19 protein-coding genes are annotated in these 22,421 nt (G+C 49.5%); 5 read left to right on the forward strand and 14 right to left on the reverse strand.

From position 1 onward, the window contains the following. A partial coding sequence (locus tag ABDK92_04375; protein ID MEN3185858.1) for a pyridoxal-phosphate dependent enzyme occupies window positions 1-426 on the reverse strand: 426 nt, incomplete at its 3' end. Between the two features lie 387 nt (window positions 427-813). Then, window positions 814-3,087 (reverse strand): methyl-accepting chemotaxis protein, encoded by a 2,274-nt coding sequence (locus ABDK92_04380; GenBank protein MEN3185859.1) that lies wholly within the window; start codon window positions 3,085-3,087, stop codon window positions 814-816. Between the two features lie 375 nt (window positions 3,088-3,462). Here ABDK92_04380 and ABDK92_04385 point away from each other — a divergent pair, with 375 nt between their 5' ends. Next, window positions 3,463-4,767 carry an HD domain-containing phosphohydrolase gene (locus ABDK92_04385; GenBank protein ID MEN3185860.1) on the forward strand — a complete coding sequence of 435 codons (1,305 nt, stop codon included), beginning with the start codon at window positions 3,463-3,465 and terminating at the stop codon, window positions 4,765-4,767. Between the two features lie 3 nt (window positions 4,768-4,770). Next, window positions 4,771-5,169 (forward strand): bacteriohemerythrin, encoded by a 399-nt coding sequence (locus tag ABDK92_04390; GenBank protein ID MEN3185861.1) that lies wholly within the window; start codon window positions 4,771-4,773, stop codon window positions 5,167-5,169. Window positions 5,170-5,316: 147 nt separating this feature from the next. Here the strand turns inward: ABDK92_04390 and ABDK92_04395 are convergent, their stop codons facing one another. The 11 genes from ABDK92_04395 to ABDK92_04445 all read right to left on the reverse strand — a co-directional run bounded on the left by ABDK92_04395 (window position 5,317) and on the right by ABDK92_04445 (window position 18,653). Beyond that, window positions 5,317-5,781 (reverse strand): staygreen family protein, encoded by a 465-nt coding sequence (locus ABDK92_04395; GenBank protein ID MEN3185862.1) that lies wholly within the window; start codon window positions 5,779-5,781, stop codon window positions 5,317-5,319. Window positions 5,782-5,786: 5 nt separating this feature from the next. Then, entirely contained in the window at window positions 5,787-6,995 is a 1,209-nt protein-coding gene (locus ABDK92_04400) for an MFS transporter (GenBank protein MEN3185863.1), read from the reverse strand. Further along, window positions 6,992-7,927 carry a UV DNA damage repair endonuclease UvsE gene (gene uvsE / locus ABDK92_04405; GenBank protein ID MEN3185864.1) on the reverse strand — a complete coding sequence of 312 codons (936 nt, stop codon included), beginning with the start codon at window positions 7,925-7,927 and terminating at the stop codon, window positions 6,992-6,994. Before uvsE ends, ABDK92_04400 begins: the two co-directional genes overlap by 4 nt. Before the next feature lie 540 nt (window positions 7,928-8,467). After that, complete coding sequence (locus ABDK92_04410; GenBank protein MEN3185865.1) at window positions 8,468-9,385, reverse strand: sugar phosphate isomerase/epimerase; 918 nt, start codon at window positions 9,383-9,385, stop codon at window positions 8,468-8,470. An 18-nt stretch (window positions 9,386-9,403) separates the two neighbouring features. Then, complete coding sequence (locus tag ABDK92_04415; protein MEN3185866.1) at window positions 9,404-10,480, reverse strand: Gfo/Idh/MocA family oxidoreductase; 1,077 nt, start codon at window positions 10,478-10,480, stop codon at window positions 9,404-9,406. A gap of 32 nt (window positions 10,481-10,512) precedes the next feature. Next, the gene (locus ABDK92_04420) at window positions 10,513-11,775 is read right to left on the reverse strand and encodes a uroporphyrinogen decarboxylase family protein (GenBank protein ID MEN3185867.1); all 1,263 of its coding nucleotides are present in this window, start codon (window positions 11,773-11,775) and stop codon (window positions 10,513-10,515) included. A 34-nt stretch (window positions 11,776-11,809) separates the two neighbouring features. Beyond that, window positions 11,810-12,751 (reverse strand): ABC transporter permease, encoded by a 942-nt coding sequence (locus ABDK92_04425; GenBank protein MEN3185868.1) that lies wholly within the window; start codon window positions 12,749-12,751, stop codon window positions 11,810-11,812. Between the two features lie 12 nt (window positions 12,752-12,763). Continuing rightward, window positions 12,764-13,702 (reverse strand): ABC transporter permease, encoded by a 939-nt coding sequence (locus ABDK92_04430; GenBank protein ID MEN3185869.1) that lies wholly within the window; start codon window positions 13,700-13,702, stop codon window positions 12,764-12,766. Between the two features lie 7 nt (window positions 13,703-13,709). Then, window positions 13,710-15,218 carry a sugar ABC transporter ATP-binding protein gene (locus ABDK92_04435; protein ID MEN3185870.1) on the reverse strand — a complete coding sequence of 503 codons (1,509 nt, stop codon included), beginning with the start codon at window positions 15,216-15,218 and terminating at the stop codon, window positions 13,710-13,712. 53 nt (window positions 15,219-15,271) lie between these two features. Continuing rightward, on the reverse strand, window positions 15,272-16,318 hold the full coding sequence (locus tag ABDK92_04440; protein ID MEN3185871.1) for a substrate-binding domain-containing protein: 1,047 nt from the start codon (window positions 16,316-16,318) through the stop codon (window positions 15,272-15,274). A 79-nt stretch (window positions 16,319-16,397) separates the two neighbouring features. After that, a complete protein-coding gene (locus ABDK92_04445) occupies window positions 16,398-18,653 on the reverse strand; it encodes an extracellular solute-binding protein (GenBank protein ID MEN3185872.1) in 2,256 nt (751 codons plus the stop codon). 703 nt (window positions 18,654-19,356) lie between these two features. On the opposite strand from ABDK92_04445, the gene ABDK92_04450 reads away from it, so the two are divergent. Further along, window positions 19,357-20,598: a sugar ABC transporter substrate-binding protein gene (locus tag ABDK92_04450; GenBank protein MEN3185873.1), complete on the forward strand. Its 1,242-nt coding sequence runs from the start codon at window positions 19,357-19,359 to the stop codon at window positions 20,596-20,598. A 227-nt stretch (window positions 20,599-20,825) separates the two neighbouring features. Here the strand turns inward: ABDK92_04450 and ABDK92_04455 are convergent, their stop codons facing one another. Continuing rightward, window positions 20,826-20,996 (reverse strand): hypothetical protein, encoded by a 171-nt coding sequence (locus ABDK92_04455; GenBank protein ID MEN3185874.1) that lies wholly within the window; start codon window positions 20,994-20,996, stop codon window positions 20,826-20,828. 65 nt (window positions 20,997-21,061) lie between these two features. On the opposite strand from ABDK92_04455, the gene ABDK92_04460 reads away from it, so the two are divergent. Beyond that, window positions 21,062-21,547 carry a sugar ABC transporter permease gene (locus ABDK92_04460; protein ID MEN3185875.1) on the forward strand — a complete coding sequence of 162 codons (486 nt, stop codon included), beginning with the start codon at window positions 21,062-21,064 and terminating at the stop codon, window positions 21,545-21,547. Window positions 21,548-21,565: 18 nt separating this feature from the next. Beyond that, a complete protein-coding gene (locus ABDK92_04465; GenBank protein ID MEN3185876.1) occupies window positions 21,566-22,402 on the forward strand; it encodes a carbohydrate ABC transporter permease in 837 nt (278 codons plus the stop codon). Window positions 22,403-22,421: the final 19 nt, after the last annotated feature.

Raw genomic sequence — 22,421 nt, forward strand, 5'->3', positions numbered from 1 at the left:
AGGCATGAAAGCACCGGGAGTCTGGGTATAGAGCTCCTCGGCTTTCAGCACCGCTCCGCGCATACCCTTCTCTGCCGGGGTAAGGACGATTTCGGCGCCAAAGTGGGCGAGGATTTTCCGTCGTTCAACCGAGACGCTTTCTGGCATGGTCAGGATAAGGCGATATCCTCGTTGAGCACAGATGAAAGCCAGGCCGATACCGGTGTTACCACTTGTGGGTTCAATGACTGTCGATTCCGGACCGAGAAGCCCTTGTTTTTCTGCTTCTTCAATCATAGAGACGGCTATACGGTCTTTCACGCTCCCACATGGATTGAAGAATTCGAGTTTTGCCGCTACTTTTGCAGGAAGCCCTGAAGCAAGTTTCGTCAAGTACACAAGGGGAGTGTTACCAATGAGTTTGGTGATATTTTCAGCGATGTGCATGGGTTTCCTCCCTCTCGCCAAGAGTTACAAAGGGATTGAGCACTTCCCCACAGAAAAAGCACACCGAGAGCAGTCCATCACAAATCCACTGGAGCTCTCCACACCGGGCGCAGGATACCAGATTTCCATCCCCACCATGGTCTTACCTCCTTTGCTATGCAATTAGCATTTGAATTCTCTTCCCTAAAGATTATAAAAACTATCATTTTGGTAGAATTATAAGGTAAAACTTTTCCGATGTCAAGGTTCCCGAAGGATTCCTTACGCCGGCGCAGACGGAACCAGGTTTGGGGCGCAAACTCTTACTTCCACCGAGTCCCAGTACCTGAATTGCTTTGGGGGAGTGTCCTCACCCCCGCTTCTTCCGGAAGAAGCGGGGGAAAACCACTACACCCTGAAGCGTTCCACCAGGGTCCGCAGCTCGTCAGCCAATTTGGCCAAGGATTCGGCAGCTGAGGTGAGCTCCTCCAGGGAAGCGCTCTCCTCTTCGGTGGAGGCGGAGACTTCCTGGCTGGAAGCGGCGTTCTCTTCAGCCACCGCGGCCACGGCATTGATGCGCTCGGTGATGCTGGCCACCGCCTGCACCACCTCCTGGATTCCCCGGGCAGCGTCTTCGGAGAGGGACTCCACCTCACTGGAGCGTTTCTGGAGGAAATCCTGACTTTTGCGAGCCTGGTCAAACCGTGAGGCCAGGTTCTCCAGGCCGCTTGTGGAACTCTCCAGAGCCTTGATGATCTGGGTGAAGCTCTGGGTAACCCTCTCCCCCTGGGCCACGCCCTCTTCCACCTGGTGGGTGGCTCGTTTCATCCGCTCCACGGCATTGCGGGTATCCTGGCCAATCTGGTTGATGAGGTGGGCAATCTGCTGGGCAGCCTGAGCGGAGTTCTCGGCGAGTTTGCGCACCTCTTCGGCCACCACCGCAAATCCTCGTCCGGCTTCTCCTGCCCGGGCGGCTTCAATGGCGGCATTGAGGGCCAGGAGGTTAGTCTGTTCGGCAATCCCGGTGATGACTTCCACAATCTTCCCGATTTCCTGGGAACGCTGGTCGAGGGTCTCGATGGCCTGGGAGACGTCCTGGGCCACATCGGCGATGGCATGGATGTTGCCGGAGAGAACCCGAAGAAGCTCCTGCCCCCGCTGGGCTTCCTCCCGGCTCTCTTTCCCCTGGGCAAGGCTCAGGTTCATGGCCCTTTCGATTTCCTGAAGGGCTTGGAAGTTCTCCTCCACACTCCGGACCATCTCTTGCAGGGCAGCGAGATTCCGTTCGGTGGCTTTGGCCAGATCATCGACTCGCCGGGCGATGAGCCCTGCCTCCTGGGTGATACGCTCTAAGTCCTGGCTTTGAGAGCTTGAGCCCTCGGCCACCTGGGAGATGGTGCGGGCGATTTCCTGGGTGGTTTTAGAAATCTCCCCGATGGATGAGGAAAGCTCCTCACCGGAGGAAGCTAACTGGGAAGCCACGTTGGTAATCTGGACCACCATCCCCCGCAGGTTTTCGGTCATCACCCTGAAGGCTCGGCTGAGGAGGGCGGTTTCATCCTGGCCCCGCACCTCGGCAAAATGCACCTGCAGGTCACCCTGGGCCATCTTCTCTGCTCCCTGGGCTAAGGCCTGGAGGGGTCTACTGAGAGAACCAGAGACGAACAAGATGATGAGGACCACCACCGCCACTCCGGCCAAGAGGAAAAGAAGAGAGCGCAGGAAATTCTGGTTGGCTTCCAGGAAGACCTCTTCGGGGGGAACTGCGGCGGTAGCCACCCATGGCTCTTTGACCTGCCCCACGAAAATGGGGGCATAGGCTTTCAGTACATACCTTTGTAAAGCTCCAGAGTACTCCATTCCGATATAGGTTTGGCCTTTTCGCATCGTCTCCATAATGAGGGAAGCGTTACTCTGTGCTTCTCCCCAGATCTGGCCAACCCGCTCGATTTGAGGCTGGGCTACTACAATTCCCTTAAAAGAGGAAAGACGCAAGAAGCCAGATTGGAAAATACGCGTAGTGCTCACGTATTTTTGAAACCTTTCTAACGCCATATCCACTCCTGCTACCCCCACCACCTTGCCCTCTCTTTTAATGGGCACCGAACAGGTGGTCATGAGCACCTTTTTTCCAGCAATCTCGTACTCGTATGGTTCAAGGAGCACTTCATTTCCACTGTTGCGAGCCAAAAGGTAGTAATCCCCCGCTCCTGGGGTTTCGTAATCACGCAGGGGTTCAAGGAAGATGGACCCTCCTTGCCGATACAGGTAGGGGATGAAGCGACCGGTATCGTCATGGCCCTCTTGGCCCCGAAACTCTTGGTCTTTTCCATCCAGGGCATTGGGTTCAAAACACACCCACACCCCGAGAAAGTCCTCATTTCCTTCCAGGACCTGGCGGAGCATTCCCAAGAAAACCTCCCGCCGGTGTTCTGCGGGAATCGTCTCAAATCTGGAGAACACCTGGGCCATGGTCCGGGCAGCATCCATGGCCACACTCAGGATAGCCTCTGCCCGGTTTGCGAATTCCTTGGAGGTGGCCTCCATCAACCTCCGGGCGTCGCTATAGGCTTTCTCGCGATTCGTGAAATTCTGCCAGAGGACTACGCCCGCAAGCACCGCCACCACCGGAAGAAGAATCTGCAGGTACAGCTTACCTCGAATAGAGCGAAGCGAACCCATCGTTTGTTCCTCCCCAGAATGTTTGTTTTTCCTTTTTTTATCCTAAATTTGGTATGTCCATTCTGTCAAGGGAGAGGATTAAGCGCCGATTAAAGTAGTATTGTTGAAATCTTAAATGTTTGTGGATGTTTTGGTGTAAGGAATGGAAATGCTTCCACAAAAGTTCGCCTTTCTTCTGTTCTTGATAGGGCGGTTAGGAGCATGAAGGTAAAGTAATCGCAAGACCGAGCAAAACCAGCAGGAGCAGAAGGGTTTCTTGTATGTATTGTCAGTTGATTCTATGGTAAAATTGAATTCAGAGCCCTGGAAAAATGGACTTTTGGCCTTTTCAGCGAGGGTCGAAGGGGGTATCGTTTTGAAGGTTAAGTTTGCAGGATGTTTTGGCCAAAACGGATTGGTGAACTGAACCGGGGTACTGGCGTGGTCCAAAAGTTGTCGCTCAACCTCATCGATATGGTTAAAGGTATTTCCGAATGTGTGGATCTGGTCAATCCGGCCTTTTCCAAACACCACGCAAAGGTAGCTTACATTGCCCTGAATATTGCGCAAAGCATGAACCTGCCTTTGGATGAAAAGCGGGATCTGGTTATCGCGAGCCTTCTCCATGACGTGGGTGCACTTTCGACCGAGGAAAGACTGCAATATTTAGCTTTTGAAGCCGATTTTGAATTCAACAATCCTCACGGACATGCAGCAACAGGGCATCACCTTTTCAAACAATTTGAACCCTTCTTTGGCCCAGCGTTACTCATCAAGCACCATCATACCTACTATAGGGATATGGAGAGAAACACCGTTCCCTCTGGAGCGTGCATTCTTCAATTGGCTGATCGGGTAGCGGTATTGGCCAAAAGTGGCGATGAGATTCCGGTGCGGGAAATAGAGAGCAAAGTGTATGCCCAGCGGACCAGAATGTTTCACCCTGATGTCGTCGATGTATTTCTGGATATTTCTCAAAGTGCACATTTCTGGCCTGGTATGGAGCGTGTACCGTTGGATGTACTCGTCGAGGAGAATGGTTTGGATACCACGGTGGATATGGACTTAGAGGAATTACGTTCTTTTGCCTCTATCCTTCATGTCATTATCGATTTTCGGAGTCGATTCACCGCTTGGCACTCGTGTGGAGTTGCCGGGGTTGCGGTCGAGCTGGCCAGGCATTTTGGTTTTTCAGAAGAATCGCTCAAACTCATGGAAATCGCGGGTAATCTCCATGATCTTGGTAAGGTCGCCATTCCCATAGAGATTTTGGAAAAACCCGATACCCTAACTGAAGAAGAATTCACCTTGGTTAAGAGTCATGCGTACTATACCTACCGGGTTCTTCAACAAATCAAGGACTTGGAAACGATCACTATTTGGGGTTCTTTCCATCATGAAAAACTGGACGGAAGTGGGTATCCCTTTAGCCTTAAAGGAGAAGATTTGCCGCTGGGATCGAGAATTATGGCGGTATCTGATATATTTAGCGCTTTAACCGAGGATCGTCCTTATCGGAGCGGGTTAAGCGTAAGTGATGCACTCGGATACATCAAAGGCCTGGTTGGGGATGACAAAATCGACAAAAACGTCTTTTCAGTCCTGGAGGCAGAAAGCGACTACATCGTAGAAAAGCTCTCTTCCATAAAGGAAGAAAGTATAAAGAGGTTTGATGCTTTTTATTCTGACGTGGAGGTGTAGAATATGCCGTTACTGTGGAACGATTCGTTACTGACTGGAGTTAGCATTGTCGATGACCAACACAGGGAACTTTTTAGGAGAATCAATGAACTTCTAGACTCTGCAGGAAAGGGTCGAGAAAAGGTACGGGAAATCACCACCTTTTTGCAAAACTATATCATCACGCACTTCGAAACGGAACAGAAGCTCATGGTCAAGTCTCACTACCCTGACTATGAAAACCACAAACACTCCCATGATCAGTACTCGCAAGAGTTCAAAACGTTGAAAGAGGGTATCGACCAGGAGGGGGCCAGTCTGAGCCTGACCGTTAAAATGAATAACCTCTTGATTGATTGGTGGATTAACCACATCAATCGAGTTGACAAAAAAATGGCTGAATTCATCCGGGATAAGATATAGGTCATCACATCTTTGCCTCTGGGGGAAAGCGACTGAGTATACCATAAACCACTCCGGGTTTTCTTTCTTTGGAGTGCCTCGGTAGTAACTTCATTGATGCGCGGTGGTTATGGAGATCCTTCCCGTAGCGGAGGGAGAGTTTTCGGATTAATCCCATCTGTATGCTTGAGGAGTACCCCAGAGCTCTACACGCCGATACTTTGGGTGTGGGGCTTGGAAATGGACGAGAATGGGCGCATGGTCCAAATCTGAATGCTCTTCGAAAAACAACCGGTCGCCGAAACGGATTGTTTCTAGGACTAAAGGCAACTCCCGGCGGAATATGGCATCCCTTAGGGCTAAGGAACCGAAAACCAGCCCTCCGCCTACGTGGCAGTAGAGATGGAGGGCCAAGCCTTCCAAGTCCTGTAACCATTCTCCCAGCACTTCGTCACGCATGAATTTACTCTTGAGGGAAGAAAGCGCTTTATGGTTGTACTCCTTTCCTATGGTGAGGAAAAGGTCTCCGGTGGCATCAGAGTGGGTCAAGGTGTAGCGACGGGGCAGAACTGGTTCCCTTTCGGTCACGCCGATGAAGCGGACATGGAGTTTCTCTGTTCGGAGTCGCCCCATGGTTTTTATCTCTGTGCTTCTGGGCAGGCTACATCTGGGACAAAGAGGACTCGCCGCCAGCTATAGTAGGCAAGCCAACCCATTATCACTGCTCCCAATGCTCCAGGTGCTACGGTTCCAACTCGACCCAGGAGAAATCCCCCGATGGTGGGAGAGAGAACTCGGGTTAAGCTCCCCAGTGCTGCGGAGAGACCGAGGGTACCTCCCACCTCTTCCGGCCACACTGAACGGGTGAGAGCGCTGTTGATGGCGATCCTCACGGTACCTCCGGCCAAAGATAGGGGGACAAGTACCAGGAGTAACCAGGGCAAAGAAGGGGTCAGGGCCCAGCTGAGGAGTGAGAGGGCCAAAAGCACGCTTCCACCAAAAATCATCTGTTTGTCGGTGAGTCGCCGAGTGAGAAACCGAATGCCCACGCCCTGCACCACGACCACCAGAATCCCCACATAGGTGAACACATAGCTTGTGGTTCGGGCATCAAGACCCAGACGAGCGCGGGCAAAAAGAGCAAAAGCCGTCTCAAAAATGGTGAAAGCTAAACTATAGAGAAGCTGGACCTGTAAAAGCGGTCCTACACAGGGTAATCGCAGGGCTTCCCAAAGGGCTTTGAGGGAAAAAGACGCTCGGGGTTCCTGAGCCCGTCGTTTTCGCTCTTCCTGGGGCAGCGACTCCGGGAGCCAGAGGAATACGCCGATAAGGTTAAGGAGCGAGAGACCCGCTGCCCAGAGAGCTGGTCGAGCATAGTTTTCCCCGAAAGAGAGAACCCCTCCCAGGAAGGGGCCAAAGATGAAACCCAGACCAAACGCCGCGCCGAGTAACCCAAACCCTTGCGTGCGTTCCCTGTCCTGGGTAACATCGCTCACGTAGGCCTGGGCCAAAGAGATATTCCCTCCAAAGAGACCATCCACGATGCGGCTGAGGAAAATCATCCGCAATGAGCGAGCCAAACCCAGTAAGAGAAACCCAATCACCGTGGAGGCAAGGGAGAGAAGAAGAAGCGGTTTTCGCCCAAAACGGTCGGAAAGGCGACCGATGATTGGGGTTCCTACAAGTTGCGCGAAAGCATTGGCCCCTAAGATGAGCCCCACCACTTCAGCAGTCGCCCCAAACGTGGTGGCGTAGTAGGGTAAGAGGGGTAAGATCAGGCTGAAACCCAGTACGTCTACAAAAACAAAAAGCGTAATGAGCACCAGCGGGAGTTTTTCTCGTTTCATAACTCTTCCTCCTTTTTGGATATGTCCCGAAACTGAGTGACAAGGCGTTCATCGCCGAAGGATCGGGCGATCGCTAACGCCTGGAGAGCGCTTTGCTCCTTGTCTTTGATCTCTAACATTAAATCGAAGTCGTAAGGATGGCTTTCTTCCAAAAACCTTTGGAAATCGGCTTCATCCAGAGTGAGGGCATGACGTCCCGTGCGACCTGCAAAAAGTGGAGACGAGTAGTCCACGATGGGGATGCCATCGCCTTCTTTCCAGGTTTTAGAGGCCGCTTCAAGTGCTTTCGAAAAGGAGTGATGGTCGGGGTTCAAGCGCCAGTGGAGCACGTCGAACACCACCGGCACCCCCAGAACGGCACTCACAGAGAGGCAATCGTCCAAGGTGTAGAGTCGTTCGTCGTGTTCCACCACCAACCGTTCCTGAATGGTTGGGTCTAAGGAACGGAATGTTTCGATAAAACGGCTTAAAGCGGCCTTCTTATTCCCGTACTGTCCTCCTAAGTGGATTTGAATTTTGGCCGTTTGGTCGAAGCCCATCAGGTTCAAAACCCGATTGTGATAAACAAGGTCGGCGATGGCTGCTTCCACCGTTTCTCTCCTGGGAGAGTTTAAAACGGTGTACTGCCCTGGGTGCATGGAAATGCGCATACCGTAAAGACGAACCAGGGTTCCAACTCGGCTGAACGTTTCGGCGAATTCCTCTTCCCAGGGATACCGATTCCTGGGATGGGAGGCAAGAGGAACGAGGTCAGAGGTGATACGTAAAAAAAGGAGTCCCCGCTGGGCGTTCCAGCGGATGATTTCCTCAAGGCAGGCTAAATTCTGAGCCACCGTCTCCCGCAAGCGCTCCCAGGAGAGGGAGGCTAACCGAAAGGTTCGGTCAGGGCGGCAGGAAAGACCCAGATTGATACAGGGATAACCGATGCGCATCGGGTTCTCCGCTCCTTCTACCCTCTTTTCACTATCCCTCTTTCTGTCTTGTCTCTTCCCAAATTGTCTTTCGCCCAAAGCCCTGTTTCCTTGAGTTCCCGCATGGGCTTCGTTCCCCGACTGGCCTGGTCCTTACTGGAGTAAGGTCCACCCTTTATTGTAGATAACAGGGTTAAAAAACACAATGACCTTCTGGGGTCTTGAGGATGGTGGAGGATGGCTTTTGATAGCCGAGCGGATACGATGAGAGTGGATAATCACATACCCCAGTGAGAACGCAAAAACTCCAAAATAGGCACACGGGGTTCTCCAGAAAGGGAATTCCAGGTGGTTTGACTTGGTCCACACCGTTTACGATCTTGTTTTCCTTAGCCGGAAACCCGCAAGTGTTTTTGCCAATGCGTACCGTTTGAGGGTGCCCTGAGGCCTTCTCAATACGTGTAGGAAGAGCACGAAAAAAAAGAGTGTATGCGGTCGCTTTAATGAAAAAGCCAAGCCCTGTAGGGCTTGGCTTTAAAGATCTTTGCTTTTAGGAATTCATCAAACACCCACTTTTTTGAGTATCCCATCCACGAACTGCTTGGCCCGGGGAACATCGGCTTCATCAAGGTGCTCGATAATTAGGGGGATATTGGGATGATTTTTACTCAATCTTCCGAGGTAGAGTTCGTAGTTGAGGATGCCTAGTCCGGGAGCTGGTAACTCCACCGCCCCCGCACCTCGGAAGGTGTGAGATTCTGGAGCATCCAGTGCAGCGTGTTTCTCCTCAAGGATTTCGGCCTTCTTGATGTCTTTGGCATGGGCAATCTTCACCTTGTTTTGAAAGATGTCCACAAGGTCCATGATCCGGTTGAGAGTACCGTCGACATCTTGAATGGTGCATTCATCGAAAAAGTTGGTGGGGTCTAAAAGCATTCCCAAGCCAGGGTGATAACCAATGTCAGCGAAAAGTCGTATGACTTCATCGATGGATCCAATGACGTTGTTGACGTAATTTTCCACCAGAAAAACAGCTCCAGAATCGTAGGCGAGTTGCGCAAGTTCGAGGATTATTCCCCGTGCTTCCTCGTATCCTTCTTCAGTTTTGTTTTTGGGATGGTGTACCCAGTCACTCTCTGGATTAAACGTTCCGGTTTCACTGACCACGTACGGTGAACCAAGGTCACGAGCGTGACGTATCAGGGTTTTTAAGTAGGCGAGGCGTTTCTCTCGTTCTTTGGGATCGGGATGGACGATATTGGTGTACCCTGAAACCACGCAAATCGGTAAATTTGCCTCTCGAAAGGCATCACGAATCCGCCAGCACTTTTCCCTGGTAATGGCCTCCGGAGTGGAAAAGTCAAAATCCCGGAAAGTGAGGTCGAGCTGAACGGTGGTGAAGCCCAGCTCTTTAATGCGTTGGATGGTTTGGTGGAGCGAATAAGGAAAGTACCCGTTGAAAATACCCACGTGAATCATCAATATCACCTCCGAAATCTACGATTCGAGAATTTCCCTTAACGGTACAGCCCGTTTTTCACGATGAGATACGTAACACGCTTCCACCATGGCCATGGTTTTGAGGTTATCGGTGCCGCTATTTTCCGGCTCAGTGCCTTGTTCCAGGGCTTTCATAAGTTCTCCCATGGTGTACTTGAAAGCTCCAGGAAACCAGGTTTCTTTGAGATCAGGGGTAATCCACGCTTCACCAATTTTTTTAGAGTAGAAACTCATGGTGCTCGGTCCCCCGGAGGGCCAGCCTATACTCAACTTGGCGACGCCTTCCGTGCCTTCAATTTTGTAAAAAACGCCGAAACCAGGTGGATCCCAGGTGAAACCATCATCCCAGGCCGAAGCCAGCAGTCCGTCACTGTACTCCAGGATATAGGCTCCGAGATACTCCCCTTTGTATGGACAACCCGGGTAGGTCGTGCCATGGGCATAAATCCGCTCGGGGAGACCAAACCAGTAACGAAACTGGTCAAGGTGGTGCACGCTCATGTTAAGGAACATGAGTCGTTCGTAATCGAGTATGTAATGTTGCCAGTGAGGTTTGAAACGGAGTTCAATAGTGGCAATCACCGGTTTTCCCAGAAGCCCTCTTTGTAACAGGAAACGGGTGGCCTGAACCGCAGGGTCGTAGCGTCCATTCTGGTTCACCGCTAACGTCACTCCGTGTCGCTGGCAAAGATCCACAATCTTTTTTGCATCTTGATAGTTAGTGGCCAGTGGCTTTTGGGCTAAAATGCCCTTTTTCCGGTAAGGAAGAATTTGTTCAATCACTTCAAGTTGGAGGTGAGGTGGATAAGCAATGTCCACGATTTCCACATCTGGATTCGCAGCAAGTTTCCGGATATCGTCATACACCTGAGGAATTTGGTGCGTTCGAGCCAGATCCTCCGCCTGGGCAATGTCTTCAGGACGAGTGGCGATGGCCACCACCTGGTATCCTGCTTCCCGGTATGCTGGAAGGTGGCAGCTCCTCACGATGAATCCCGAACCAATAATTCCGATGCCAAAGTCGTTTTTTTTCCCCATTTCCGGGATGTACTGCAGTTCAAAATGGACATCCATACACAAACCCCCTTTACATCTTCGTTTTCACTCTATCGGTACTCGGCTACCGTTTCAAAAAGTGCCAAAAGATTTTCGACTGGAATGTTCGCCTGGATGTTGTGGACACTGGCGAACACGAATCCTCCCCCTTTTTTGAAAATTTCGATGAGTCGTCGAGCTTCGTTTCGTACTTCTTCAGGTGTTCCAAAGGGGAGAGTGGTTTGCGTGTTGATTCCTCCACCCCAGAAGGTAAAGTGGTGCCCAAACTCGCGCTTTAGGATTTCTGGGTTCATTGAAGCAGCCGAAATTTGTACTGGGTTGAGGATGTCGAATCCGGCTTCCATGAGGTCTGGAAGGAGGTCATATACCGCTCCGCAGGTGTGGATGAACGTCTTCCAGGTAGTGTGTTCATGGACCCAGGCGTTGATCTTGGTGTGGAAAGGTTTAAACAGAGCTTGGTAAAGTTTGGGAGAGATGAAGGACGCGTGTTGTGACCCGAAATCAGCTCCAGATATGACGATTACCTGTATTCGTTCTCCCACCGCCTGGTGGAACGTTTCGAGGTTTTTGAGACCAATTTCGGTCATGCGAGCAAAAACCTCCTGGAGAAATGCTTGACGGCTCACCAAGGAAATGTACCATTCTTCGATGTCACGAATACCCTTGGGTGCTTTCAGGGAGGGTCCAGGAACGAAGGCGATATCTCCCAAATTGGTGCCAGGAACACCTGAAGAAACGATCGCATACTCAGTTTCTTCAAAAAGTCGTCGGGATTCGTTCTCAAAGTAGGAGAGTTCCTCTTCGGTAAGAAGGTTGTACTCCTCAATTTGGTCTTCGACGCGGAGATTAGTTTCGTCAAATGGTTCCTGGCGAATCAGGGCATCGTGGTAAAATCCTCCTTTGGGCATTTTGGCACATGGAGCACATGACATATCTCCCTGAGGATACTGACAGATGTCTCCATGGGCTTCAGGAACGGTGTTGAACTTTTCAGGGACCAAGAGGGGAGTGCCATCGAAAAATGTCCAGGGCTTCCAATTTTCATTCCGGTACCCAAAAAAATTTGCCTGGGGCATTAACGGCACGGTGTCAATCCCTAAAACTTCGCGCAGGGCGTTGTCCACTTCACCTAACATTTGGTACGGGTCGACGACTTTGACGGGGTCCTCGGGAGCGATGAGTCCTAAGGCCACTTTTATTTTATGCAGGCTTGAAACGTGGATACCAGTAATCATCGTCGATCCTAAATCAACGGGTAACTTGTCGGTTTCCTCGTGGTTAAGCGCTCTTATGATCCTTTCTCTTGGTTTCATTGTTATTTTGCCATCCTCCTCCCTCTTTCGAGGTCTATATTACACTCTCTTCTCGAGCATACACCAAAAGTAGAATGAGCAGAGCAATACCGTAAACAATTTGTCGTCCCCCTTCTCCCAGATTGAGGGTGACCAGCAAACTGGAAAGAGCGGTGAGAAAAGTAGCTCCTAGCAAAACTCCTCCATAAGAACCTTTTCCGCCCTGCAGAGAAATACCACCAATCACGACGGCAATGATGGAAGGAAAGGTGTAAGCGGCGCCAAGGTCCATGTGGGATGTTCCCGTGTATCCAAGAAGGAGAAACCCAGCGACGGTGGCCATCAAAGCACTCAGGGTGTATACAAGTACAAGCTGTGGAGCAATGCGTGTACCAGAGAAAAAAGCCGCGACCGGGTTCGCACCGATACCATAAATCCGTTGCCCGAAACGGCTGTAACGGAGAACCATGGTGAAAAGGAGAGAAAGCCCCAACCAAAAAAAGAGCATGTTGGGAAAACCCAGGCTACGACCGGTACCCAGAGCAAGGAGGATGTTACTTGCCCTTCCGGTGGGTTGTCCTCCGCATACAATCTGCACAAAACCCTGCACCAAACTCCCCATGCCGAGTGTCATGATCACCGGAGGGATTCGAACGTAGGCGATGCCAATACCGTTCAAAACACCGAAAAAGGCTCCAGTTCCCAAAACGACTGGGAGTGCGATGAGAAGGCGAAGGTTGTTTCCCACGATGAGTTGCGAGCTTAAGACTGCACTTAGGGAAACCAGAGAACCAACGGAGAGATCAATTCCTTCGTTGCCCGAAATCACCACCAGAGTCTGACCCATGGCTACGATGCCAAGAAAGGCCGATATTCCTACAATATTGCCAATGTTGGAAAAAGAAGAAAAACCGGGATTGATGAAAGAGCCGAGCAGAAAGAGCAAAACTATGAGCAGAAAAACCGGAAAATACTGTTTGAACGCATTCTTGAACACCTTTGTACCCCCCTAACGTCGATATTGGGTCAGCACAGCAAGACCAATGGCTCCAACGATGATCGTTCCTTTGATGAAGTCCTGATAAAGCGATGGTACACCCACCAAAAGAATAATGTTACTGATAAAAAAGAGAAGTATCGCTCCCAGCATTGGTCCAATCACACCACCTCTTCCCCCGCGGAGAGAATTGCCACCGATGGCCACAGCCGCAATGGAGGTTAAGGTTACTGGTGTGCCCACTCGAGCATCTCCCGAAGCAACAAGACCGGTCAATGCTACAGCCGCCAGGGCCAGAAAGAAACTGCTCAACATGTAGGTCATAAGGATGACCTGACGGTGATCAATTCCCGAGAGAACGCTGGAGATGCGATTTCCACCAACTGCATAGATTTTTCTCCCTAAGGGTTTTCGCACCGTCAACCACCAGATGAGAAGTGCTACAACGATAAGAAAAAGAGGTAAGGGGAATTGTAGACGTCCGCTCTGAAAGAGCCGATAGAGCCATTTTGGGACGTGTCCTCCCGGTTGAGGCATGATGAGGAGGGCTATACCGCTCCAAACGAAGGCGGTGGCAAAGGTGGTCACGATAGGGGGAAGGCGTAAGTATCCCACGAAGTACCCGTTGACCATGCCTCCTAGAAGGGCAATCGCAAAGGCGATGATGATACCAGCAAGAACGCTGCCCAGTGTGTTTTGGAAAAGGGTTGCCATAACGACGTTGAGGAGCGACAGCATTGCCCCGGTCGAAAGGTCGATGTTACCGCTCAAAATGACTACTGCCTGGGACATCGCTACGAGCACAAGAGGCGTGAAGGTGCTGAGATTGGAGTAGAGAACACGATAAGTAAGGACACGAGGTTGTAGGTACACGTTAATGGAAAAAATGACCAGAAAAACGAATAAACTGGAAAGAGCAGGATAGTTTGAAAAGTGCCAGGATTTTTTCATGTTTTTCTCACCATTCCACACATAAACTCGATGCAATGAGCCGACTTTCGCATATTTCTTCGGTATCAACTTCGTCTACGATCCGGCCACCGTACATGACGAGCACTCGATCACAATTTTCAATTAGTTCTCGATTATCACTGGCAAAAAGGATAACACTTAAACCTTTTGCCCGCATGGTGTGGATGAGGTCGTAAATTTCTTTTCTTGCTCCAACATCAACTCCTTTGGTTGGGTCGTTGAGAAGGATGATGCGGGGCTGAAGTGTAAGCCATTTGCCGATAACCACTTTTTGTTGATTTCCTCCACTCAGGTAACGGACTTGTTGGTCTAAATGGGCATAGACAAGGCGAAGTTGTTCGAAGGTTTCTTTCGCTTTTTGCCTATGGTCGGTGTATGGGACCCATCGTTTTTTCGAAGTATTCAAAGAGGGATAGAAAAAGTTAAAGAGGATGCTCTGTTCCAGAAATAGCCCTTCTTTTTGTCGATCGCCGGGGATGAGAACAATGCCGGCATTGATGGCTTCAGACGGATGGGAGAAATGAGTTTCCTGACCATTGAGCTTTATGGTTCCTGAACTTTTGGATATTGCTCCAAAGAGGGCTAGCAGAACCTCTTCTTGACCGTGACCCTGTAAACCACCGATGCCTAGGAATTCACCCTGACGGAGGGTCAGAGAAATATCTTTGACTTTATCGCCCACCTTGAGATGGATGACTTCTAAGATCGTCATTGGAGTTTGTTTGGTTGTTCCAGGCTCGGGACAAGATTTTTTCTGCTCGCTCTGTTCCACTTCACCGACCATGAGTTCCACGATTTTTCTTTGGTCGCAGTGGTTGTTTCGAAGATCGATTTCTCCTGCGTTCTTTCCATTTCGGAGCACCGCTACTCGGTCGCAAATCTCGATAACTTCATTGATACGATGGGAAATAAAAATGATGAGTTTCCCCTTTTCTCTCTCTTCTCGAATCGCTTCGAATACTTGTTTCACCTTTTCATGGTCTAAAGAGGCGGTGGGCTCGTCCAAAAGGAGAACGTTTGGGTCCCAGGACATGGCTTTGATGATTTCCACCATTTGACGAAGGTCGGGAGATAGTTTTTCGACTTTGAGGTTTACATCGATTGATAAGCCAAATTTTTGTAGCCATTTTGCCGTAAAGGCCCGAGATTGCTGGTTGTCGAGTAATTTTCTCGGTGTGAGGAATTCGTGGTCCAGCACGACGTTTTCCCAGATGCTCATGCTTTCAATCAAGCTCAAATTTTGGTGGGCCATAAGGATTCCCAGTGCTCGAGCCTCCCGAGGATGATGGAATTGTACCCTCTGTCCATCGATCGAGATGTTTCCCAAATCGGGACGAATGGTGCCCGTAATAATACGCGACAGGGTGGTTTTCCCTGAACCGTTGGCGCCCACCAGTCCCAAAATTTCACCACTTTGGCAAAAGAGGGAAACCCCACCTAAAGCTTTGATTGCTCCAAAACTCTTCTCTATCCCATCAATGCGTAATTCTCTCATTTTTTTCCTCCCTCTCCCCTCTCCGGAAATGGAGAGGGGAGAACCTTAATCGATTACTGAAAAAGGGCGTCCAGTTCTTCTTCGGTAGGAATCTGATCCAAGAAATACGAATCCTCTTTATCCTTCACCGTCTCGTAGAGCTGGTCAAAGTTCTCGTTAGTCACGACCATGACCGGGATATAGTAGTATTTCCCGTCCCGAAGAACACCGGGTTTGAATTGTTTTCCCTGGAGAAGCCGCACGGCAAAACCCAGCCCTAAGGCTCCAGCCGCACCTGGAGGATTGGTAATACCGATGGTATCAAAATCCATTTCATCCTTGAGCCGTTTCCATTCTCTCAGGAAGGCCACCATGGTCTCTCCAGTGAGCACTTTTGGCAAAGTTTGACCCGAAGCTAAGTATGCACGGATCACTCCCAGGGCCATTCCATCCTGGGACTGAACTCCATCAACGTCCGGATGCGCAGCCAGGAGGTTGGACATCACCTGTTGTGCCCTGGCTTGATCCCAATCACCGTTTGCTGTGGCCACAATCTGAATTTCCGGATAGTTCTTATAAACGTCGGTCGCTCCTTTGACTCTTTCCACGTTTGCCGGATGACCGGCTAACCCGTCAATACGAATGATTTTTCCTCGACCATTGAGTTTTTCAACCGTCCACTCGGCAAGTTTCTTCCCCCACTCGTACTGATTGATGGTGACGTTACAGGCCACTTCTTCGCTCGTCACTGGCTGGTCAATTGCCAAAACCAGAATTCCTCGAGAGACGGCTTCCTCAATGGCTGGGTTCAATGCATCTGGAGAGTTCGGGTTTAAAAGAATTGCATCGGGTTGCATGTTCATCAAGTTGCGAAAGTCAGCAATTTGAGCCTGAATGTCGAGGCCAGAGTTTTTGACGATGATTCGGTCCACGATACCCATTTCCTGGTACTTCTTTCCCAACTCTTCGATTGCAGCGATCATTTGGGTTCGCCAGCTATTTCCAATATACCCGTTACTGACTGCAATCACAAACCCCTTTCCCAGTGCCACCGCTGTGAAAAGCGTGACGGTGAGGAAAATTCCCAGGAACCATACCATTCCACTTTGCTTTTTTACCACGTGACCCTACCCCCTTTTTGATTGTTGATTGACCACCAAAACTGACTGAAAGACCTGGCTCTGGACGTTACGCTGCACATCACCTCCTTACGTAGTGGAAGGAAAAGGCATTCATCATCTCCTGTGCCTTTTGAAGGGCCTGTTTTGGGTTCGTCTGCCCATGGAGGGCTTCTTGAATACAGCACCCAATCACGTGCTCTAAATACTTCTGTTCCACAACTTCAATTCCCAGATGCGGAACTGCCGCTCTTTTCTTAGTTTTGGCGAAAGCCTTTTCTGCTAACCGAGCCCAGGGGAGGGCACGAACCAGTTCTGCAGACTGGTACACGCTGAAGTGGGCGGTGCAACCACCAAGGAGTGAGAAAGGAATGGCAAGCTCTGAGGAACATCCCCAGCGAATGAATTCAAAAGCAGCGTCGACGTATCGACTCTTGGCATGAATTCCCAGTGACCAGCCACCGAGCACCGAAACCCTTCCAGGAACTTCTTCAATGCCGACTCGATCGTAGACTCTGGATGACTGATGATGGAACGCCAGATTCACGTTGGACGTAAACATCACCATCATGGCTGCTTTGCCATTGGCGAAATGTTCAACCTGTTTTCCCCACCAGTTACTGGGTGGTGGCGCGTAGTGGAATGTTTCAAGGTACGCCCGTAGGGCTTCGACTCCCTGAGGGGACGCAATCGTGGGGTGACCAGTGCGGTCAAAAATTTCCCCTCCGTAACTCCAAAGACGGGGAAGGAATTCACACATGATGGCGGTGTCGTTCAGTGCTCCGACTGTGGTTCCGTACTCTACCGGAGAATGAGGATTGAATTGTCGGGTGAAAAAACGAGCAACCTGGTTGTAGGTGTCCCAGTCACCCGGGGGTACCAGTTCTTTTTTATATTGATCGTAAAATAGGGTTTTCATCCGACCATCTTCGAAAAGGTCGCGTCGATAGAAGAGGAGTTGCACTCCAAAATAAAACGGTATCGCAAAGTAGCGCCCGTTGACCAAGGCGTAGCTTTCTAAGACTCCAGGAATAAAGCCGTAGAAGGGTTCGGAAGTCAGGGAAATCATGGGTGTGAGGTCATAGAGACGATTGGCATACACACACTCTGGTAGCCAAGAGACATCCACCATAAACACATCGAATTCGCTTTCCGGGTTTTTCATCACTTCTTGATACAGTTCTTCGTAAGGGAACGCTTGTAAAAACACCTTGGTTTTAGAACGAGCAAGGAAATCTTGGATCAGAGACTGGATGGCATCGTAGCAGGGGTCAGACAGCATAGCCACTCGAATCGACACAGTCGATTTTCTTGGTCGTTTTATGCTCAGAGAATCTTTTTGGACGAAAAAGCGTTCCAGATATACCGGGGTTACCTCTCGGCGAGGGCGGTCCACCAGACTCTGGGTTGCCTGCACCAGCATTTCGGCAGCCCGGCGTCCAATTTTAAGACCAGGACGACTGATTTCTACTACGTTGCGACTCTCTTTGACGGCTTTCCAATTTTCTCGGCCTAAATAGTAGACTTTAGTGGCGAGACCCAAGTAATCTGAAGCGTCAATGATTGCCCTGGCATGAACGTGATTGGTTGCGACGACATGGCTGACATCAGGGTTATCCCGCAAAATCGGGAAGAATTTTTGAAATGCAGCTGTCCACCCTAACGGAGCGTCAACATGGATTACCAAGGAGGCTAACGTATCGAGTTCGCTGAGAAAAGTTTCGTAGAAGATCTGCTCGCAGAAAAAAACACGGCTTGCAGTAAGGAAAAGGATTCGACGAACATGTTTCTCTGCGCGGAGCAGAGAAGCCGTGAATAGGGCTAACGCCTGATAATCAGCCGAAAGGAAGTTTCCTCTATGTTCGAGGGCATCGAGCGGTACCCGATCGATGCATACCCAAGACAGAGAAGTCTCTTGTAAGCGGTCGAAAAAGAGAGTTTCCTGGACTGAGGAAGGGATACTCGCCATACCGGCCATTCTCTGTTGAACAATTTCCTGAAGCGCTCGCTCCTCGTTTACCCAAAGGTCCTGGGTAAGAAACAGGGTAAAGCCATAGTCGTGGTTTTTAAGAAAGTCATCAAATCCCTGAACAATCTGGGCATAGTACGGTTCTTCGAGCGTCGGTACAATCAGACCAAAAGTAGGAGTCAGCTGGGATTTTAGGGCTCGAGCATGAACGTTGGGCCGAAAATCGCATTGCTGGAGCACTTCTTCAACTTTGCGACGACTCTCAAGACTCACTTTTTTCGGATTATTCAGAACATTGGAAACCGTTGCCGGAGAAACCCCGGCTATTTTGGCGATATCTCGAATGGTTACTCGACCAGAGTTCTTCATAAAACGTTTTAAAACCGTTTTATACTTCGTTTTTAAAATAGTATAAAGGAGATTAATTTTTGTCAAGGAGTATTTAAAAAATCAAATAATTAATAAAAGGTGTTCACGAGATTTTGAAATGATTATAGTAAGTTTTCAACGATGCCGAGGGGCTTGTAGTTCTTTGGTTTAAAGGTTCATTTTTATCGCAGTGAGCATGTCTTTATCTAAACGATTGCGCTGGTATCGATTTATTGAGGGAAAAGTCTCTTTACAACCATCTTTACTGGTCTGGTTCGGGATACCTGTGCGCCTTTTAATTTTTTGAGCTTTGTCAGAATTTTCACTGCTTCTTTGTGCAGTATAGAGAAATAGAGGTTCCTCTTTTCATATCCGTGAGAAAGTTTTCCAGAATCGACTCACCTGTGAAATGATGAGGGGAAAGAATGATCCGTGTAATGTTTCATGGAATGGATATTCTTCAAGGCCGACCCCTTCGGTCTTGTACCGATGGTAATCGGGGGGACCCCGCTTTTTGCTGATCTTTCCTTTTTGAAGCACTGGAAACGGAGTCCGATTTATTTCTAAAACATCTAATGTTGACAAACATTAATAGTCTTCATTAAAATTAATTCATTATATATTTAAGGGGGGATACATATGAAAGGAAAAGCTTTGGTGGACTGGGTTTTTTTGTGTTGTTTTGCTTTCCCTCGGTGTGGGGATGGTCCTTGCCGCAGAACCCGACTTCAGTAAAGTTCCTGCTGCACCCAAGCCAGAAAAACTCACCGTGGTTCTCTACGAGCCAGTAGAGCAAAAGGCTGCCCTGGAAGTAAGCAAGCTCTTTGAGCAGCAATTTGGAATCAAGGTGGAAGTGAATGCTATTCCCTGGGCAAATCTCCACGAAAAAATCATCGTTGACCTTACTGCTCGGACGGGAACGTACGATATTATTTTCATCCCAGGCTTGTGGTCTCTGGAGTTCATCTATGCAGGCTATATCGAACCTCTCAATAAGTATTGGAACGACCCTAATCTCCCGCGTTTTGACATCGAAGACTACCCCCAAAGCATTGTGAACCTGCTTACCTACCAGGGGAACACCTATTGGATTCCCCATCACGGAAGCACCCAAGTCCTCTTTTATCGTAAGGATCTCTTTGAACAAGCAGGGGCAACGCTGCCTGCGACATACGACGACTTGTTTGATTTAGCAAGTAAGTTCACCAATAACCCCAATTTTCCCGATGTATGGGGCTTTGGTACGACTCCAAAACAGGGAGAGTGGGCTTCAAGCACCTGGAGCACCTGGCTTTGGTCGTGGGGTGGAGAGTACTTTGACGAGCAATGGAATCCCATTTTTAATGACCAGGTTGGAGTCGATTCTCTTAAAGCTTACGCGGAAGCAGTGAATAAATTCTCTCCTCCTGATGCGCCGAACTGGGGTAACGAAGAATCTGGTGCAGCCTTTCAGCAAGGGCGTTTGGCCATGCTCCAGATGTGGCCCTACCTGGGAGCTGCGATGGAGGATCCCACCCAGTCTAAAGTAGTCGGAAAAGTTGGTTATGCACCGATGCCCAAAAAGGTGAAGCGAGTTCCACGGTTGGGTTCGTGGGGAGGGACGGTGTCGGCATTCTCCAAGAACAAAGAATGGGCGTACATGTGGTTGGCTTTCTTCAACTCCAGGGAGATGGTGGAGAAAATCCACGTTCCTGAAGGAGTTCCGGTATGTCGCCTTTCAATCATTCAAACCTTGGAATCGCAAATTCCTTGGCAAAGAGCAGTAAATATCAGTTTTGAGGATACCAAAGAAAGACCTGGAATACCTGAAATCTCTTCCATCATCGATGTGTGGGGACTTGCCGTTTCTAAGGTGGTTACAGGGCAGGCCGGTGTCAAGGATGCTCTGGACGAAGCAGCGGTCAAGGTGAGAGAAATTCTCGACGAAGCCGGTTACTACAAATAAACCCTAATCTAAAGAAACGGGAAAAACAGACGGTGCCACTGTTTTTCCCGTTTAAAATTGAATGCCATGGCTGAGAAAAGGCTTACTCCTTACATAATGCTTTTACCCATATTAGTCGGTCTATTCATACTGGTGTATTTTCCGCTCCTTAGCACTCTTTTCTTATCGTTTGTGAGGTATTTTTTGAATAAGCCAAATATTCCTATGCAGTTTATTGGTCTCAAAAACTATGTGAGCGTATTCTCCCACCCCGACTTCTGGCAGGCCCTCAAAAATACCTTGATTTTTATGCTCGTTTCCACTGTGCTCTCGATCTTTATGGGCCTTATCATTGCCATCCTCTTCAATAGGGATTTCACGGGGAAGAATGTTTTCCTCTCCCTGATTCTGCTTCCCATGATGGTTGCTCCGATCGCTTCGGCTCTTTGCTGGAAATTCCTCTTCGATGGGCAGTGGGGGGGCAGTGAACTACTTTGTCCAGTTTTTTGGAGGCACGAGGCAGGCTTGGCTTGCGGATCCGCGTTTTGCCCTCTATGCTGTCGCAGTTGCTGATATCTGGCTCTATATTCCCTTTGTCTTTTTGGTTCTGTATACTAGCCTCCAGGTTATTCCGAATGAGCCCTTAGAAGCAGCCCGTATCGACGGAGCGACAGGATGGCAGATATTCATGAGGATTATTTTCCCGCTCCTTATCCCGAGCTTCCTTCTTATCCTCATCATTCGTCTGGTGGATACGTTTCGGGTCTTTGACCTTGTGTATGTGATGACCAATGGAGGGCCGGGGGGAAGAACGGCGACGCTAGGATTCTTAAGCTATGAATGGATTTTCCGACACTTCAATATGGGAAGAGGTTCAGTAATAGCCATTTTCATTCTTGGTGCGGTAATTCTTATATCCTGGTATTTCATCAAAGTCTTGCAATTGCAATTTCTTGAACAGGTCAAATGAGAGAGGGGATGGAAAAGCGTGAAGGGCCCTGAGTCGAAAAGCCTGCTCTGGTGGATAGGATTCTACAGCGCACTTTGCATCATTGTTTTCTTTGTCCTCTTTCCCATTTTCTGGATTGTGACGACTTCCCTTAAGCAAAGAATCGATGTATACACCGAAAAACCGGTGCTCTTTTTCCGAGCCACCTTGGAGAATTACCAGCGAGTTTTCCGACTCCAGGATTTTTCCCGATATCTCTTGAATGGTTTCATCGTTGCCACAAGCACCACCTTCATCATCATGTACTTTGGCGCCCTTGGAGCCTATGCCCTGACGAGGTGGAAATTCCGTGGCTACAATTGGGTTTCTCTGGCCATCATTGCTGCCCGGATGTTTCCTCCCATTGCCTTGCTCCCTTCTTTCTTCCTTTTTGCTTCACGCTTCGGTATCATCGATACCCGCCAGGTTGTGATCTTTGCACATTCCACTTATGGCTTACCCTTTATTATCTTCATGCTGGCTGGATTTTTCAGACAAATACCGAGGGACCTCGATGAAGCAGCGCTCATTGACGGTTGCTCCTATTTCGCTCTCTTTAACCGCATCATGCTTCCCAGTGTTGCCCCTGGGCTTGCCGCAACTGCCATTCTCTCCTTCGTCTGGTCCTGGAATGAATTTCTCTTTGCTCTGGTCCTCACCAGGGCTTCTTCTAAAACGTTACCGGTGGTCATTTCCGAGTTCATTGGTTTTGTCCAGGTGGATTGGCAGGGGCTCACCGCCATGGCCACTCTTTTGGTGGTTCCCTCTATCATCATCACCTTTTTTACCCAGCAGTACTTAGTAAGGGGTCTTACTGCTGGTGCGGTGAAAGGCTAATTGTTGAGGGGGTGAAGAG

This window comes from Atribacterota bacterium (assembly GCA_039638595.1).
Classification (GTDB): domain Bacteria; phylum Atribacterota; class Atribacteria; order Atribacterales; family Caldatribacteriaceae; genus Profundicultor; species Profundicultor thermophilus.

Excerpts from the sequence above, each read along its gene's own strand:
- ABDK92_04380 (MEN3185859.1), bottom strand. The coding sequence starts at position 3,087 with ATGGGTTCGCTTCGCTCTATTCGAGGTAAGCTGTACCTGCAGATTCTT.
- ABDK92_04385 (MEN3185860.1), top strand. The coding sequence starts at position 3,463 with ATGTTTTGGCCAAAACGGATTGGTGAACTGAACCGGGGTACTGGCGTG.
- ABDK92_04390 (MEN3185861.1), top strand. The coding sequence starts at position 4,771 with ATGCCGTTACTGTGGAACGATTCGTTACTGACTGGAGTTAGCATTGTC.
- ABDK92_04395 (MEN3185862.1), bottom strand. The coding sequence starts at position 5,781 with ATGGGGCGACTCCGAACAGAGAAACTCCATGTCCGCTTCATCGGCGTG.
- ABDK92_04400 (MEN3185863.1), bottom strand. The coding sequence starts at position 6,995 with ATGAAACGAGAAAAACTCCCGCTGGTGCTCATTACGCTTTTTGTTTTT.
- uvsE (MEN3185864.1), bottom strand. The coding sequence starts at position 7,927 with ATGCGCATCGGTTATCCCTGTATCAATCTGGGTCTTTCCTGCCGCCCT.
- ABDK92_04410 (MEN3185865.1), bottom strand. The coding sequence starts at position 9,385 with ATGATTCACGTGGGTATTTTCAACGGGTACTTTCCTTATTCGCTCCAC.
- ABDK92_04415 (MEN3185866.1), bottom strand. The coding sequence starts at position 10,480 with ATGGATGTCCATTTTGAACTGCAGTACATCCCGGAAATGGGGAAAAAA.
- ABDK92_04420 (MEN3185867.1), bottom strand. The coding sequence starts at position 11,775 with ATGAAACCAAGAGAAAGGATCATAAGAGCGCTTAACCACGAGGAAACC.
- ABDK92_04430 (MEN3185869.1), bottom strand. The coding sequence starts at position 13,702 with ATGAAAAAATCCTGGCACTTTTCAAACTATCCTGCTCTTTCCAGTTTA.
- ABDK92_04435 (MEN3185870.1), bottom strand. The coding sequence starts at position 15,218 with ATGAGAGAATTACGCATTGATGGGATAGAGAAGAGTTTTGGAGCAATC.
- ABDK92_04445 (MEN3185872.1), bottom strand. The coding sequence starts at position 18,653 with ATGAAGAACTCTGGTCGAGTAACCATTCGAGATATCGCCAAAATAGCC.
- ABDK92_04450 (MEN3185873.1), top strand. The coding sequence starts at position 19,357 with ATGGTCCTTGCCGCAGAACCCGACTTCAGTAAAGTTCCTGCTGCACCC.
- ABDK92_04455 (MEN3185874.1), bottom strand. The coding sequence starts at position 20,996 with ATGGGAAGCAGAATCAGGGAGAGGAAAACATTCTTCCCCGTGAAATCC.